The 15989-nt window shown below is 66.7% G+C and carries 10 protein-coding genes; 8 read left to right on the forward strand and 2 right to left on the reverse strand.

The genetic code is table 11. The annotated features are described in order from the left end of the window. Positions 1 to 25: 25 nt before the first annotated feature. From AC07NG_RS13085 to AC07NG_RS13095, 3 genes are all read left to right on the forward strand, one after another. A complete protein-coding gene (locus AC07NG_RS13085; protein WP_494594432.1) occupies positions 26 to 1300 on the forward strand; it encodes an MFS transporter in 1275 nt (424 codons plus the stop codon). 14 nt (positions 1301 to 1314) lie between these two features. Beyond that, positions 1315 to 2880, forward strand: coding sequence for a sulfatase family protein (locus AC07NG_RS13090; protein ID WP_494594433.1), 1566 nt, complete (start codon positions 1315 to 1317; stop codon positions 2878 to 2880). A gap of 156 nt (positions 2881 to 3036) precedes the next feature. Then, positions 3037 to 5313, forward strand: a complete 2277-nt coding sequence (locus tag AC07NG_RS13095) for a TonB-dependent receptor (RefSeq protein ID WP_494594434.1) — start codon at positions 3037 to 3039, stop codon at positions 5311 to 5313. Between the two features lie 165 nt (positions 5314 to 5478). Here AC07NG_RS13095 and AC07NG_RS13100 read toward each other — a convergent pair whose 3' ends face one another. Next, positions 5479 to 6579 (reverse strand): Gfo/Idh/MocA family protein, encoded by a 1101-nt coding sequence (locus tag AC07NG_RS13100; protein ID WP_494594435.1) that lies wholly within the window; start codon positions 6577 to 6579, stop codon positions 5479 to 5481. 110 nt (positions 6580 to 6689) lie between these two features. Here AC07NG_RS13100 and AC07NG_RS13105 point away from each other — a divergent pair, with 110 nt between their 5' ends. From AC07NG_RS13105 to AC07NG_RS13115, 3 genes are all read left to right on the forward strand, one after another. Further along, on the forward strand, positions 6690 to 7523 hold the full coding sequence (locus AC07NG_RS13105) for an aldo/keto reductase (RefSeq protein ID WP_494594436.1): 834 nt from the start codon (positions 6690 to 6692) through the stop codon (positions 7521 to 7523). Beyond that, positions 7520 to 8590 (forward strand): LLM class flavin-dependent oxidoreductase, encoded by a 1071-nt coding sequence (locus AC07NG_RS13110; RefSeq protein ID WP_494594437.1) that lies wholly within the window; start codon positions 7520 to 7522, stop codon positions 8588 to 8590. Before AC07NG_RS13105 ends, AC07NG_RS13110 begins: the two co-directional genes overlap by 4 nt. Positions 8591 to 8981: 391 nt before the next feature. Continuing rightward, positions 8982 to 11294, forward strand: coding sequence for a TonB-dependent receptor family protein (locus tag AC07NG_RS13115; RefSeq protein WP_494594438.1), 2313 nt, complete (start codon positions 8982 to 8984; stop codon positions 11292 to 11294). Between the two features lie 61 nt (positions 11295 to 11355). On the opposite strand, the gene AC07NG_RS13120 is transcribed toward AC07NG_RS13115, so the two are convergent. Then, positions 11356 to 12702, reverse strand: coding sequence for an MFS transporter (locus tag AC07NG_RS13120; protein ID WP_492854520.1), 1347 nt, complete (start codon positions 12700 to 12702; stop codon positions 11356 to 11358). A gap of 207 nt (positions 12703 to 12909) precedes the next feature. Here AC07NG_RS13120 and cyoA point away from each other — a divergent pair, with 207 nt between their 5' ends. Together cyoA and cyoB are read left to right on the forward strand one after the other, a co-directional pair. Then, a complete protein-coding gene (gene cyoA, locus AC07NG_RS13125) occupies positions 12910 to 13971 on the forward strand; it encodes a ubiquinol oxidase subunit II (RefSeq protein ID WP_492854519.1) in 1062 nt (353 codons plus the stop codon). A gap of 19 nt (positions 13972 to 13990) precedes the next feature. Beyond that, the gene (gene cyoB / locus AC07NG_RS13130) at positions 13991 to 15988 is read left to right on the forward strand and encodes a cytochrome o ubiquinol oxidase subunit I (protein ID WP_494594439.1); all 1998 of its coding nucleotides are present in this window, start codon (positions 13991 to 13993) and stop codon (positions 15986 to 15988) included. The last annotated feature ends 1 nt before the right edge of the window (position 15989 follow it).

Genomic DNA, 15989 nt, shown 5'->3' on the forward strand with positions numbered 1-15989 from the left:
TTGGCTTTGCTTTGGAGACCGTTCGATGATCGACGCCGCAGCCGTGTCCCAGACCGCGGGTCAGACGCCCGCCCAGACCGCCGCCGAGCGCCGCCGCTGGCTGCTGCTGGGCCTGATCATCTTCGCCGGCATCCTCAACTACGTGGACCGGCAGGTGATCGCCGTGCTCAAGCCGATCATCGAGCAGGACATGGGCTGGAGCGACGCCGACTACGGGCGCCTGGCCTCGCTGTTCCAGTTCTCGGCGGCGATCGCCTTCCTGTTCACCGGCGGGATCGTCGACAAGCTCGGCGTCAAATGGGCCGCACCCATCGGGGTGGCGACCTGGAGCCTGGCGGCCATGGCCCATGGCGGGGCCAACACCATGCTGCAGTTCTCGGCGGCCCGCGTGGCCCTGGGCGCGACGGAGTCGATGGGCACGCCGTCCTATGTGAAGACCATCGGGGCGCTGTTCTCGGCGCGGATGCGGTCGGTGGCGTTCGGCATCTCCAACGGCGCCTCCAACATCGGGGCGATCGTCACGCCGCTGCTGCTGCCGCTGCTGTCGGCGGTGGTCGGCTGGCGGGCCTCGTTCGTGGTGGTCGGTGCGCTTGGTTTCCTCTGGGTGGCCCTGTGGTTCGTCTCGACGCGCGGCTTGCAGCTCGCGCCCGACAAGCCGGTCGAGGTCGCTGGGCAGCCTACGGGCAAGATTGGCCTGAAGGTTCTGCTGTCGGACCGCCGCACCTGGGGCGTGGCCGGAGCCAAGGCGCTGTCCGACCAGGTCTGGTGGCTGCTGCTGTTCTGGGCCCCGGACTTCTTCCACCGGGTCTTCCACGTCGGCATGCACGACATCGGCAAGCCCCTGGCCGTGGTCTACGGCTTCGCGGCCGTCGGCTCGGTGTTCTCCGGCTGGATCGCCTCGCGGCTGCTGGCGCGCGGTCTGTCGATCAACACCGTCCGCAAGGGCTCGATGCTGGTCTGCGCCCTGCTGGTGACGCCGGTGCCGCTGGCGGTGCTGGTCGATAACTACTGGCTGGCGGTGCTGCTGCTGGGCCTGACCCTGGCCGCGCACCAAGGCTTCTCGACCAACATGTTCGCCACCATCGCCGACATCACGCCCAAGGACCGGGTGGGCTCGGTGACCAGCTTCGGCGCCTTCTGCGGCAACCTCGCCGGGATGGGCATCGTGCTGCTGGCGGGCGAGCTGCTTCAACGCGGCGCGGGCTACCTGCCGCTGCTGGCCATTGCCGCCGTCTCCTACCTGATCGCCGTGGCCTGGCTGCAAATCTTCGTGCCGCGCCTCCAGGCGGTCCAGGCCTGATCGAGAGAGTATCCATGTCGCAAGACACCACCACCCGCGGCGTGCTGCTGGCCGCCGAGGGCCTGGACAAGCCTTTCCATGCCGTCTCCTGGGACGCGTCGAGCGAAGAGGGCGCGTCGCCGCAGCCCAAGGACCTCGTCCTGAAAGCCAAGCCGGGCGTCAAGCCGCGCAACATCGTCGTGGTGCTGACCGACGACCATCGCTTCGACGCCATGGGCTTCACCGGCGCTCAGCCCTTCGTGGAGACGCCGGTGCTCGACCGGCTGGCGGCGCAGGGCGCGCACTTCAAGAACGCCTTCGTCACCACGGCCCTGTGCTCGCCGTCGCGGGCGACCATCTTCACCGGCCTCTACGCCCACCAGCACCGGGTGGTGGACAACAACCACCCGATCCGGCCGGACGTGACCTTCTTCCCGGAATATCTGCAAGCGGCCGGCTATGAGACCGCCTTCATCGGCAAGTGGCACATGGGCGTGGAGGGCGACGACCCGCAGCGCGGCTTCGATCACTGGATCAGCTTCAAGGGCCAGGGCGACTACTGGCCCAACGGCGACGGTCTGAACATCAACGGCGAGCGCGTGCCCCAGAAGGGCTACCTGACCGACGAACTGACCGACTACGCCATGGACTGGCTGAAGAGCCGCGACGGCGACAAGCCCTGGCTGCTGTTCCTGGCCCACAAGGCCGTGCACGCCGAGTTCATTCCCGCGCCCCGACACCTGGGCCGCTACGACGACGCCGAGTTCCGCTATCCGGAAAGCCTGAACCTGCCCCCCGAGCAGGCCGAAGGGCAACCCGTCTGGGTCAAGAACCAGCGCAACAGCTGGCACGGGGCCGATTTCCCGTACCACACCAACCTGGATCTGGCGCACTACTACAAGCGCTACGCCGAGACGATGCTGTCGGTCGACGAGGGCATCGGCCGCGTCCTCGACCACCTTGAGGCCAAGGGCGAGCTCGACAGCACCCTGGTGCTCTACATGGGCGACAACGGCTTCGCGTTCGGCGAGCATGGCCTGATCGACAAGCGCACGGCCTATGAGGAGTCGATGCGCATCCCGATGCTGGCGCGTTGTCCGGAGCTGTTCCCAGGCGGGACGGTGGTCGAGCAGGTGGTGGCCAATCTCGATATCGCGCCGACCCTGCTGGCGGTCGCCGGCCTTGAAGCGCCCGAAGGCCTGCAAGGTGAGGACATGCTGCCCCTGACGCGCGGCGAGGACGTGCCGTGGCGCACCGAGCTGCTCTACGAATACTACTGGGAGCGCAACTTCCCGCAGACCCCGACGGTCCACGCCATCCGCCAGGATCGCTACAAGTACATCCACTATCACGGCGTCTGGGACATCGACGAACTCTACGACCTGCAAGCCGATCCGAACGAGACGGTGAACCTGATCCACAGTCCCGGCCACGAGGCGGTGGTCGCGCGCCTGACCGAGCGATTGTTCCAGCGGCTGGAGGAGCAGGACGGCCTGTCGATCCCGCTGCCCTTGCCGGTGGGCGGTCGCCACCTGCTGCGCGACGCCGACGGGGCGGTTCCGGCCGACTTCCCGCCGGTGCTGCTGAAGGCGCGGGAGTAGGCGAAGTCAGGCGGTCGGTGTGACGCAAGGGAAGCCTTGCCGCCCTTAGGAAATCCGAGGATCGGCCAAGAATATCTTTCTACTCCCATCGGATTAGTAGGAATACGAACCTCCCCCTGGAAGCCGACGCCGAACGCCGGCCCTTGGGGATATGCCATGACTGTTCGTACCGCCGCCCGCCGGGGCCGCGCCCACACCCTGCGCCTGGCCTTGCTGGCCGGCGCCGCCGTTCTCGCCGGGGGCTCCGCCGCCCTGGCCGAGACCGCCGACTCCAACACTGTTGAAGAGGTCAAGGTCACCGCCCGCTATCGCGAGGAGACGGTGACCAAGGTGCCGGTGGCCATCAGCGTCGTGTCCGGCGACGCGGCCGCCGCCAAGAACCTCAACAACCTGCAGGACATCGCCTCGACGATCCCGACGGTCGACTTCCGCACCGGGGCCTCGAACAAGGACCGCACCGTCTTCATCCGCGGCGTCGGCACCATCACCACCTCGCCGGGCGTCGAGCCCTCGGTCTCGACCGTGATCGACGGCGTCGTGCTGTCGCGTCCGGGCCAGACGACGCTCGATCTGGTCGAGCTGGAACGCATCGAGGTGCTGCGCGGCCCGCAAGGCACGCTGTTCGGCAAGAACGCCTCGGCCGGCGTGGTCAACATCGTCAGCAAAAACCCGGGTCCCGACGCGCACGCCTTCGCCGAAGCCGCCTGGTACGAGGGAGACGAGTACCGCCTGAAGGCCGGCGTCTCCGGCCCGCTGATCGACGGCAAGCTTGGCGCCAGCCTGTCGATCCTGAAGAGCGGCTGGGACGGCAACGTCAAGAACGTCACCACCGGCCAGACGGTGAACGGCTACGACCGCTTCGGCGGCCGCGCCAAGATCGTCGCCACGCCGAGCGACGACCTGACCCTGACCTTCAGCGCCGACTTCAGCCGTTCGGACGAGGATCCGCCGACCGGCGTCTTCGCCTCGAGCGACCGCGTGGCCTATCCGACCAACGTCGTGACGGCGAACCCGACCCTGGTCGCGGCCCTGGCCGCCTCGGGCATCACCGCGGGCGCCAACAACACCAAGACCAACGCCGACGTCCGCAGCTTCGTCGAGGACCGCAACGGCGGCGTCTCGGCCCAGGCGGACTGGAAGGTCGGCGATTTCACGATCACCTCCATCAGCGGCTACCGCAGCTGGAAGAACCACCAGCGCCAGGACTTCGACCAACTGGCCGTGGCCACCGCGGCCATCCCGACCGCCTTCGATGACGGCAAGGTGGACTTCAGCCAGGTCTCGCAGGAACTGCGCATCACCTCGCCCAAGGGTGGGCTGATCGACTACGTGGCCGGCCTCTACTACCTGAAGGCCGAGACCGACGAGGTCTATCGCCGCGACCTGACCCGCATCGTCTCGGGGTCTGCGGTCAGCGACTATGGCGTCGCCCGCTACGGTACGCGCGGCGTGAACTACGCGATCTTCGGCGAGGGCAACATCAACTTCACGCCGAAGTTCCGCGCCATCCTCGGCGCCCGCGCGATCCGTGACGAGCTGAGCTACTACCACGACCGCCAGGCCACCACGACCGTGGCCTTGACCGGCATCCGTCCCAACCACACGAGCGCGGGTTCGCTGGAGAAGGACGGCTGGAGCGGCCGCGCCGGCCTGCAATACGACGTGGCCGAGACGGTCAACGTCTATGCGACCTACTCGCGCGGCTACAAGGGCCCCGCCTACAACACCTATTTCAACATGCAGGCGATCGACGAGATCTCGCTGAAGCCCGAGACCTCGGACTCGTATGAAGCGGGCATCAAGGGCACGGCCCTGGGCGGCCGCTTCGTCGGCGCCCTGGCGATCTTCAAGACCGACTACGAGAACTACCAGGCCAATTTCACCGACGTGGCCGGCACGCCGGCGGCGATCGTCAGCCGTCTGATCAACGCCGGTTCGGTGTCCAGCCAGGGCGTCGAAGGCGACTTCACCCTGCGTCCGGCCCAGGGCCTGAAGCTGGGCTTCTCGTTCGCCTACACCGACGCCACCGTCGAGCACTTCAACTGCCCGACCGGCGCGGCCAGCAGCTGCAACATCGACGGCCAGCCGCTGCCCTTCGCCCCGAAGTGGAAGACCTATACCGACGTCGAGTACCGCACCCGCCTGAACAGCGCCTTCGACGTCGTGCTGTCGACCGACTACAGCTGGAAGGACGACACCCAGTACTCGCTGGCCGAGACGCCGGACACCATCCAGAAGGCCTACGGCATCTGGAACGCCGGCGTCGGCCTGGTCGGCGTCGAGAACGGCTGGACGGTCCGCGCGGTGGTCAAGAACATCGCCGACAAGTCGTACTCGCCGTACCTGGTCTATGGCGGCCTGGCCGGCGTGGTCCGCTACGTGCCGCGCGACAACGCCCGCTACTGGGGTCTCTCGGTGCGCAAGGAGTTCTAAGGGTCTCTCCTAACTTCCCGTCTTTCCCGCCCTTGTGGCGGGAACTCCTGGGTCCGCTCGCACGTGAAAATGCGGCGGACCGCAGGCGGTCCGCTTCACTCGCACCTGCGGCTGAAAGAGGGTTTCCCGCCACAAAGGCGGGAATGACGGGAGTAAGAGAGTTTCTCAGAACCCCAGTTCAGCCAGCGTCACCACCCGCTTCTCGCGGGCGCTGATCTCGGCGGCGGTTCCGATGGCCACGGCCATCAGGCCGTCGCGGGCGGTGACGGCGGGGCTTCCGCCGTCGCGCACCGCGTCGAGGAAGGCCCGCAGTTGGTAGAAGGTCGAACCATGGTGGGTGCCCGCCTTCATCGCCGCCTCGTCGACCGGCACGTGCTCGCGGACCACCTTCTTGGGCGATCCCAGCGGCACGCGCGGGGCGAACACCAGGTCGCCGGGCGGGATCAGGGCTTCCAGCCGGGCTTCCGAGCCCGTGGCGGTCAGGGTCTCCTGCTCCTCGACGCCCTCTGCGAACATGCAGAGGTCCAGCATGGCCCGTACGCCGTTGTCGAACTCGACGACGGTGTAGCTGTTGTCGATGATGTCCGGCGTCCTGCCGTCGTAGCGTTCGTCCAGGTGGTTGACGTCCATGGCCCCCGAACAGAACACCGAGACCGGCTCGGCCCGCGTGATCAGGCGCATCAGGTCGAAGAAGTGGCAGCACTTCTCGACCATGGTGCCGCCGGTGTTGGCGGCGAACCGGTTCCAGTCGCCCACCTTGACCAGGAACGGAAAGCGGTGCTCGCGGATCGACAGCATGGCCAGCTTGCCGATGTCGCCGGCGTGCACGCGGCGGATGAACTCGGCGGCCGGCGGCATGAAGCGGTACTCCATGGCGGTCCAGAAGAGGGCGCCGGTCTTGGCGGTGCGCGCATCGGCGGTCTCGGCCGCCCAGCGGGCGTCGGCCAGGTCGCTGCACAGCGGCTTCTCGCAGAGGATCGCCACATTGGTCGCCAGCGCCGCCTCCAGCACCTTGCGGTGGGTGAAGTTGGGCGAGACGATGATCACCGCGTCGAGTTCGACCTTGGCCAGCATCTCGGCGCCGTCGGCGAAGGCCTCGACGTCCTTGGCCTTGTCGCCCAGGGTCGCCCGCGCCCAGTCCAGCGAGCCCGGCGTCGGATCGGCGATGGCCGCCACGTGGGCGTCCGGCATCAGTTCGAGGTTGCGCAGATGCTCGTTGCCCATCATGCCGACCCCGATCAGACCGACCTTGAGCTTCTCAACCATCTTCAAATCCCCCGAACTGAAAGCATGTACCCATGAGTGAGAGCCGCCAGTCACACGAACCCCGTCCGCTCGGCAAGAGCGGTATTTCCGTTTCTCCGCTGGCCTGGGGAATGTGGCGTTTCAAGGGGGAATCGGTCGCTGACGCCCGCCTGCTGGTCGAGACCGCGCTGGAGAGCGGGATCACCCTGCTGGACACGGCCGACGTCTACGGCGCCGACACGCCCTATGGCTTCGGCTCGTCGGAAGTGCTGCTCGGCAAGGTGCTGCGCGACGCCCCGCACCTGCGCGAGAAGTTCGTTCTGGCTTCCAAGGGCGGCATCATCCTGGGCGTGCCCTACGACTCCAGCGCCGACTACCTCGTCTCGGCCTGCGACGCCTCGCTGCAGCGCCTTGGCGTCGAGAAGATCGACCTCTACCAGATCCACCTACCCGACGTTCTGGCCCATCCCGCCGAGATCGCCGCGGCGCTGACCAAGCTGCGCGAGCAGGGCAAGATCGACGCCGTCGGCGTGTCGAACTATCTGCCGAGCCAGGTGGCGGCCCTGCAGGCCCACCTGCCGTTCGCCCTGGCCAGCATCCAGCCCGAGTTCTCGCCCCTGACCATCGAGCCGCTGTCGGACGGCGTGCTCGACCAGGCGCTGGAGCGTGACCTGGCCGTGCTGGCCTGGTCGCCGCTGGGCGGCGGCCGGCTGGTGGGGCAGGGGACCGACGATCGCGGCCGCGCCGTGATCGAGGCCCTCGACGTCATCGCCCGCGAGCAGCTTGTCGACCGCGCCGCCGTCGCGCTCGCCTGGATCATGGCCCACCCGTCGCGGGCGATCCCGATCGTCGGCTCGCAGACGCCCGAGCGCATCAAGGCCTCGGCCGACGCCCTGCGCGTGAAGCTGAGCCGCACCCAGTGGTACGCGATCCTCACCGCCAGCCGCGGAGTTCCCCTGCCGTGAGCACCCTTCCTCCCTGCGAAGTCTCGTGGTTCTCGGCGCTCTGCGACGACGACTACGAGTTCCTCGGCGTTCCCGATCCGGCGCTGAAGGCCTCCTACGCCCACTGCCGCGACATCGCCCTGGCGGCCGAGAGCGGCGGGTTCGACAACCTGCTGCTGCCGTCGGGCTACAATCTCGGCATCGAGGGCGTGGCCTTCGCCGGCGGCCTGGCGCCGATCCTGCGCCGCTTGAAGCTGCTCCTGGCCATCCGCTGCGGCGAGATGTGGCCGCCGCAGCTGGCCCGCCAGATCGCCACCCTGGACCAGATGCTGGAGGGCCGCCTGACCCTCAACATCATCTCCAGCGACCTGCCGGGCGAGACCTTGGCGTCGGGGCCGCGCTACGCCCGCACGCTGGAAGCCATGAAGATCCTGCGGTCCTTGCTGAACGGCGAGAGCATCGATTTCCAGGGCGAGTTCTACAAGCTGAAGCTCGATCCGCCGCGCCTGCGCACGGTCTCGGGCAAGTGCCCGCCGTTCTATTTCGGCGGCCTGTCGCACGAGGCCCGCGAGGTCGCCGCCCAGGGCGCCGACGTCTACCTGATGTGGCCCGACCGCATGGAGGTGGTGAAGGAGACCATCGAGGATCTGCGCGCCCGCGCCGCCGCCCATGGCCGCACCCTTCGCTTCGGCTATCGCGTCCACGTCGTGGTGCGCGAGACCGAGGAAGAGGCGAGGGCGGCCGCCGACCGGCTGCTGTCCAAGCTCGAAGCCAAGGAAGGCGAGGCCATCCGCGCCAGGTCGCTGGACGCGGCCTCGTTCGGGGTGCGCCGCCAGGCCGAGCTGCGCGAGGCTTCGGCGGGCGACGGCTATGTCGAGGACAATCTGTGGACCGGCATCGGTCGGGCGCGGTCGGGCTGCGGCGCGGCCATCGTCGGCGATCCCGATCAGGTGCTGGCCAAGATCAACGCCTATCGTGAGATCGGGCTCGAGGCCTTCATCCTGTCGGGCTACCCGCACATCGCCGAGGCCGATCTCTTCGCCAGGCACGTGCTGCCGCGCCTGGATCACGGGCCGCTGTTCCGCTGAGCCGGGCCGGACGGATCGTCCGGTTGCGGATCGCTTGATCGTTGTCGCCCGCCGGGCGCCCCTCGCGTGGGCGTTCGGCGGCGAAGCGGCGTTTTCGATGACCGTGCGCTTGACGCGGCGGGCGCTGCGCTATGGGTTACTCATGTTACACGCAGCATGAGTAACCCGACTTCATAGATTTCTAGCCTTATCAGCTTCCGACTTTTCAGAAAGGAGGCGGCCAGCGAAGTCGTGGTGCGCGATCAGTCAAGAACTGGTCAGGCTGCATATTAAATCATCTCATTTGCGCCACCCGGGAACACGAAGAAAAGTGGGCTGAGTAAATGGCGATTTCTGTTTTTTGACCTGGGGTCGGGAGTCAGGCTCGTCGGGTCAATAGCAGGGGATAGCCATGACCAAAGCCCAATCGAAACCCGTCGTCGCGTCGCGCTGGAAGCTGGCCTTGATGGCCGCCAGCGTGTTTTGCGGCGCGTCGCCGGCCCTGGCCCAGGAGAGCGCTCCCGAAGAAGTCGACGCCATCGTGGTCACCGGTCGTCGCGTGTCCGAGGCCAGCGTCGCCATCGGCACCGACCAGGCCACGGCCACGGTCTCGATCACCCGCGAGGCGCTGCTGTCGGCGCCGGCCGGCGTCACCGGCCTGAAGATGCTGGAGAGCCTGCCGGGCTTCAACGTCCAGGCCAACGACGCCTTGGGCATGTACGAGTTCGGCAACTCGGTGTCGGTGCGGGCCTTCAACTTCCAGCAGATCGGCTTCCTGCTCGACGGCATCCCGATGGGGCGCAGCGACCAGTTCGGGGGCAGCCCGATCTACCGCTATGTCGACAACGAGAACCTGGCCCGCGTGCAGGCCTCGGCCGGCGCCGGCGACGTCGCCCTGCCCAGCTACGCCTCGCTGGGTCCGATCGTTGACTACTTCACCAAGACGCCCGACGCCGAAGCCGGCGGCTCGGCCAGCCAGACCTGGGGCGAGGACAACCTGCGCCGCAGCTTCCTGCGCCTGGAGAGTGGCAAGATCGGCAATCTGTCGGGCTATGTGGCCGGCTCGTGGGTGAAGGGCGACCTGTGGCGCGGTCCCGGCACGATCAAGCGCGAGCACTACGAAGGCAAGGTCGACTACGCCTTCGAGAGCGGCGGGAACCTGACGTTCCAGACCGTGCACAACGACTATTACGACTATGACTCCCCGTCGATCACCAAGGCCCAGTACCTGGGCACGGCCGGCGACGCCTTCGGCCGTTCGGGGCGCGACTTCGCCTATCTCGGCTTCGTGCCCAGCCTGCCGGCGACGACGACCGGGGTTCCCTATTCGAACGCGCTCTACAACCAGTATTACAAGTTCGCGGTCAACGCTCGGCAGGACCACCTGTACGGCCTGTCGCTGAACAAGCCGATCGGCGAGAACTTCGAGATCCGCTCGACCGCCTATTACGAGGACAAGGGCGGCTACGGCGTCTCGCCGGAGGCCTACGCCACCTCGCTGGCCAGCTACAACGCCGAGAAGGCCTACGTCTCGGGCCTGACCGCGCCCAAGGGCCTGCAATACGGCCTGTCGGGCGTCGACGGCATCCGCAAGGGCGTCACGGTCGGCGGGACCTGGCGGACGGGCGCCCACACCGTCCAGGCCGGCGTCTGGCTGGAGAAGGACGACTACCACCGGACCCAGGCGCGCTATAACACCGTCAACGGCGACCCGGACGGGACCCCGCTGCTGAACGAGCCGGTGCACCTGCAGCGCAACTACGTCTCGACCCGCGAGACCACGCAGTTCTTCCTCAAGGACACGATCAAGCTGCTCGACGACCGTCTGAAGGTCGAGGTCGGCTTCAAGTCCACCGACATCGACTACAAGATCAGCGGTTATCGCAACCCGGCCGACTACATCGCCCAGCGCAAGCCGACGATCACCGACAACTGGAAGGACGGCTTCCTGCCGCAGGTGGGCCTGGTCTACTCGATCAACAGCCGCGACCAGGTGTTCGCCTCCTATTCGGAGAACCTGGCCCTGCCGCGCGGCGCCGACGACATCTTCTCGGCGGCCAGCCCGAGCGTGCCCGGACCCGAGCCGGAAACCTCGCAGAACCTGGAACTGGGCTACCGCGCCAACCGCGCGACGTTCAACGCCTCGGTCGTGGTCTACTACACCGCCTTCGACAACCGGCTGCAGTCCTACGCCTCGGTGGTGCCGGGCAGCACGACGACCGAGACCTTCTACCAGAACGTCGGGGCCGTGGAGGCGCACGGGGCCGAGTTCAGCGGCCAGTGGAAGCCCGAGCTGCTGGGCGGCAAGATCTATTTCAACACCAACCTGTCGTACAATCGCGCCGAGTTCGAGAACAACTTCGGGACCAACGCCATCGCCGGCAACACGCTGCCAGACTTCCCGACCTGGCTGTTCCAGGGCGGGGTGACCTGGGAGCCGGTCGACTGGGCCGTGGTCAACGTCTCGGCCCGCCATCTCAGCGACCGCTACACCAACATGACCAACACCGAGAAGACCGACGGCTACACCATCTGGAACGCCTATGTGGATCTCGGCGACGGCTTCGGCGTCGGGCCGCTGAAGCAGGTCAAGGCCCGCATCAACGTCGATAACATCTTCGACGAGGACTACCTGGGCACGATCAGCACCACGGTGAACACTGCCGCGACCTTCCGGCCGGGCTCGCACCGGACCTTCCAGGTCACGCTGTCGGCCGACTTCTGATGCGAAAGACGCCGCGGGCTGAGCCCGCGGCGTCCTTTTTGGTTTAGGCTGACGGCTTCGATCAGGCCTTGGGCGCGGCCTTGCGCAGCCGGCGGCGGCGATCGATGGTCAGGGCGATCAGGGTCGCCACCGCGCCGGAGGCCAGATAGAGCCCGATGGCCGGCAGACCCCAGAAGCTGGCCAGGGCCAGGGCGGCCAGAGGCGCGAAGCCCGCGCCGATCAGCCACGACAGGTCCGAGGTCAGGGCCGCGCCGCTGTAGCGGAACTTGCGCAGGAAGCCCGAGCTGACCGCGCCCGAGGCCTGGCCGAACGACAGGCCCAGGATCGCGAAGCCGATCACGACATAGGCGGTCTGGCCGACGCTGCCGGCGTCCAGCAGCCACGGGGCCGCCAGGCTGAAGATACCGATCAGCACGGCCGACAGCGCCAGCTGGTTCTGGCGGCTGATGCGGTCGGCGATCCAGCCGGAGACCATGATCCCGACCACGCCGACCAGGGCGCCGGCCAGTTCGATGCGCAGGAAGTTCAGCGCCTCGCCGCCGTCGTCGTGCAGGCTGACCCACGACAGCGGGAACACCGTCACCAGGTGGAACATGGCGAAGGTGGCCAGCGGGGCGAAGGCGCCGATGATCACGTTCGAGCCTTGGGCCTTCATCAGGCTGGTCAGCGGAACGGGGCTCAGCTGGCCCTTTTCGAACAGCTGGCCGAACTCCTCGGTGGCGACGATGCGCAGGCGGGCGAACAGGGCCACGACGTTGATCGCGAAGGCCGCGAAGAACGGGTAGCGCCAGCCCCAGTCGAGGAAGTCGGCAGAGCCCAGGCTGGCGACGAAATAGGCGAACAGGCCGCTGGCCAGCATGAAGCCGAACGGCGCGCCCAGCTGCGGGATCATCGCGTACCAGCCGCGCTTCTTTTCAGGCGCGTTCAGCGCCAGCAGCGAGGCCATGCCGTCCCAGGCGCCCGCCAGGGCCAGGCCTTGTCCGATGCGGAAAGCCGCTAGGGCCCAGATCGCGGCGGCACCGGCCGTGGCGTAGCCTGGCAGGAAGCTCATCGCGGCCGTCGAGCCGCCCAGCAGGAAGAGGGCGATGGTCAGCTTCACGCCGCGGCCGTAGTTGCGGTCGATGACGCCGAAGATCGCCGAGCCGATCGGGCGGGCCACGAAGGCCAGCGAGAAGATCGCGAACGAGCACAGGACGCCCGTCAGCCGGTCCACGAACGGAAAGAAGAGGTGAGGGAACACCAGCACCGAAGCGATGGCGTAGACGAAGAAGTCGAAGAACTCCGAGGTTCGCCCGATGATCACGCCGATGGCGATCTCGCCAGGCCGGACGCCCTTGTGGTCGGCGTGCAATCGCCGCGCGTCGCGCTCGAGGCCCGATGACGTCGGCAGTGCGAAATCCTGATTCATGCAGCTACGCGCCTTGTTCCTGTTGTTCCGTCCCAAACTCTTTTCAGCCGCCTTTCCGACGGTCTGAACGAGAGCATGAGACCAACTGCCCCGTTCTGGCAAACGCCTTGATGCGCCTTCGGCTCCTCAATTTCGTGCTGCACTGCGGCGCCCTAGGACAAATGGTCCAATGTCGCGCCCTCCTGCGTTAGACTATCGCGCCGGCCAATGCGTCCGAAGTCCAGGTTCCCCATGATTCCGAGTCCATTGAAGAAGCTCGCCCTGCTGCCCCTGCTGCTCGCCCTGAGCGGCTGCGACTGGGTCGTGATGAACCCGTCGGGCGATATCGCCGTTCAGCAGCGCGACCTGATCATCCTGTCGACCGTACTGATGCTGGTCATCATCGTGCCGGTCATCTTCCTGACCCTGTTCTTCGCCTGGAAGTACCGGCAGTCGAACGAGACGGCCAAGTACGATCCCGACTGGCACCACTCGACCAAGCTCGAGATCGTGATCTGGGCCGCGCCGCTGGTGATCATCATGATCCTGGGCGCCGTCACCTGGACCAGCACCCACCTGCTCGACCCGTACCGTCCGCTCGACCGCCTGGCGCCGGGCCGCACGGCCGAAGGCGTCAAGCCGCTGAAGGTCCAGGTCGTCGCCCTCGATTGGAAGTGGCTGTTCATCTATCCCGAGTTGGGCGTCGCCACGGTCAACGAACTGGCGGCCCCGGTCGACACCCCGATCGACTTCGACCTGACGGCCTCGTCGGTGATGAACTCGTTCTACGTGCCCGCCCTGGCAGGCCAGATCTACGCCATGCCCGGCATGCGCACGAAGCTGCACGCCGTGATCAACAAGCCGGGCGTGTTCGACGGCTTCTCGGCCAACTACAGCGGCGAGGGCTTCTCGCACATGCGCTTCAAGTTCCACGGCATGAGCCGCGCCGACTTCGACAAGTGGGCCGCCGACGTCCGCAAGAGCGACGGTCGCCTCGACGGCACGCGCTACCTCGTGCTGGAAAAGCCGAGCGAGAAGGTGCCGCCGCAACGCTTCGCCTCGGTCGAGGCCGGCCTGTTCGACAAGGCGGTCAACCGCTGCGTCGAGCCGGGCAAGATGTGCCAGCACGACATGATGGCCATCGACAAGGCCGGCGGCCTCGGCATGGCCGGGACCACCAACGTCACCACCCTCGAATACGACAAGCGGGTTCGGCGCGGGGAGGGCGGCATCCGCTCGTTCGTCGCCGCGCTCTGCGCCCCCAAGTCCGCGCCCGCCGAAGCGCGCTGATCAAAGCCTAGAGATCATCATGTCCCCGGACCTCGTAAAAACGATCTTCGGCCGTCTCACATGGGACGCCATTCCCTTCCACGAGCCGATCCTGCTCGGCACGTTCGCCATGGTCGCGTTGGGCGGTATCACCGTCCTGGCCGCCCTGACCTACTTCAAGGTCTGGGGCTATCTGTGGCGTGAGTGGCTGACCAGCGTCGACCACAAGAAGATCGGGGTGATGTACATCATCCTGGCCATCATCATGCTGCTGCGCGGCTTCGCCGACGCCCTGATGATGCGGGCGCAACAAGCCTTGGCCTTCGGCGACGCCGCCGGCTACCTGCCGCCGCACCACTACGACCAGGTCTTCACCGCCCACGGCGTGATCATGATCTTCTTCGTGGCGATGCCGCTGATCACCGGCCTGATGAACCTCGTCGTGCCGTTGCAGATCGGCGCCCGCGACGTGGCCTTCCCGTTCCTGAACAACTTCAGCTTCTGGATGACGGTCGGCGGCGCGGTGACGGTGATGCTCTCGCTGTTCGTCGGCGAGTTCGCCCGCACCGGCTGGCTGGCTTATCCGCCATTGTCTAATTTGGCGTACAGTCCAGATGTCGGGGTAGACTACTACATCTGGTCGCTGCAGATCGCCGGCGTCGGCACCACCCTGTCGGGCATCAACCTGATCGTGACCATCGTGAAGATGCGCGCGCCGGGCATGAGCCTGATGAAGATGCCGGTGTTCACCTGGACCTCGCTGTGCAGCAACGTCCTGATCGTCGCCAGCTTCCCGATCCTCACGGCCGTCCTGGCCCTGCTGACCGCTGACCGCTATCTGCACACCAACTTCTTCACGAACGACTTCGGCGGCAACCCGATGATGTACGTGAACCTGATCTGGATCTGGGGTCACCCCGAGGTCTACATCCTGGTGCTGCCGGCCTTCGGCGTGTTCTCGGAAGTCGTCTCGACCTTCTGCGGCAAGCGCCTGTTTGGCTACAGCTCGATGGTCTACGCCACGGTCGTCATCACGATCCTGTCGTACATCGTGTGGCTGCACCACTTCTTCACCATGGGCTCCGGCGCCAGCGTGAACTCGTTCTTCGGGATCACGACCATGATCATCTCGATCCCGACAGGGGCGAAGATCTTCAACTGGCTGTTCACGATGTACCGCGGCCGCATCCGCTTCGAGGTGCCGATGCTGTGGACCGTGGGCTTCATGGTCACCTTCGTCATCGGCGGCATGACCGGCGTTCTGCTGGCCGTTCCGCCCGCCGACTTCGTCCTGCACAACTCGCTGTTCCTGATCGCCCACTTCCACAACGTGATCATTGGCGGCGTGGTGTTCGGCATGTTCGCCGGCATCGTCTACTGGTTCCCCAAGGCCTTCGGCTTCAAGCTCGACCCGTTCTGGGGCAAGGTCTCGTTCTGGTTCTGGCAGATCGGCTTCTTCTTCGCCTTCATGCCGCTCTACGTGCTCGGCCTGATGGGCGTGACCCGCCGCATGAGCCACTTCGAGGACCACAGCCTGCAGATCTGGTTCGTGATCTCGGCCTTCGGCGCGGTTCTGATCCTGATCGGCATCATCGCCTTCGTTCTGCAGATGGTCGTCGGCTACCTGAAGCGCGAGCAGCTGGCCGATCCGACCGGCGACCCCTGGGGCGGCCGTACGCTGGAGTGGTCGACCTCGTCGCCGCCGCCGGCCTACAACTTCGCCTTTACGCCGGTGATCCACGAGGTCGACGCCTGGCATGACATGAAGCAGCGCGGCTACGTGCGTCCGACCACCGGGTTCATCCCGATCCACATGCCGAAGAACACCGGCGCGGGGATCATCCTGGCCGGCATCAGCATCGTCGTCGGCTTCGCGATGATCTGGCACATCTGGTGGCTGGCCGTGGCGTCGTTCGTCGCCCTGGTCGGCGGGGCCATCGTCCACACCTTCAACTTCAAGCGTGACTACTACATTCCGGCCGAGGAGGTCGTCCAAGTCGAGGACGCCCGGACCGAAGCCCTGCGGAGCCTCGCGTAAC

This window comes from Caulobacter sp. GW821-FHT10C03, from assembly GCF_059415485.1.

Coding starts and splice junctions, on each gene's coding strand:
- AC07NG_RS13085 (WP_494594432.1), top strand. CDS start 26: ATGATCGACGCCGCAGCCGTGTCCCAGACCGCGGGTCAGACGCCCGCC.
- AC07NG_RS13090 (WP_494594433.1), top strand. CDS start 1,315: ATGTCGCAAGACACCACCACCCGCGGCGTGCTGCTGGCCGCCGAGGGC.
- AC07NG_RS13095 (WP_494594434.1), top strand. CDS start 3,037: ATGACTGTTCGTACCGCCGCCCGCCGGGGCCGCGCCCACACCCTGCGC.
- AC07NG_RS13100 (WP_494594435.1), bottom strand. CDS start 6,579: ATGGTTGAGAAGCTCAAGGTCGGTCTGATCGGGGTCGGCATGATGGGC.
- AC07NG_RS13105 (WP_494594436.1), top strand. CDS start 6,690: ATGTGGCGTTTCAAGGGGGAATCGGTCGCTGACGCCCGCCTGCTGGTC.
- AC07NG_RS13115 (WP_494594438.1), top strand. CDS start 8,982: ATGACCAAAGCCCAATCGAAACCCGTCGTCGCGTCGCGCTGGAAGCTG.
- AC07NG_RS13120 (WP_492854520.1), bottom strand. CDS start 12,702: ATGAATCAGGATTTCGCACTGCCGACGTCATCGGGCCTCGAGCGCGAC.
- cyoA (WP_492854519.1), top strand. CDS start 12,910: ATGCGTCCGAAGTCCAGGTTCCCCATGATTCCGAGTCCATTGAAGAAG.
- cyoB (WP_494594439.1), top strand. CDS start 13,991: ATGTCCCCGGACCTCGTAAAAACGATCTTCGGCCGTCTCACATGGGAC.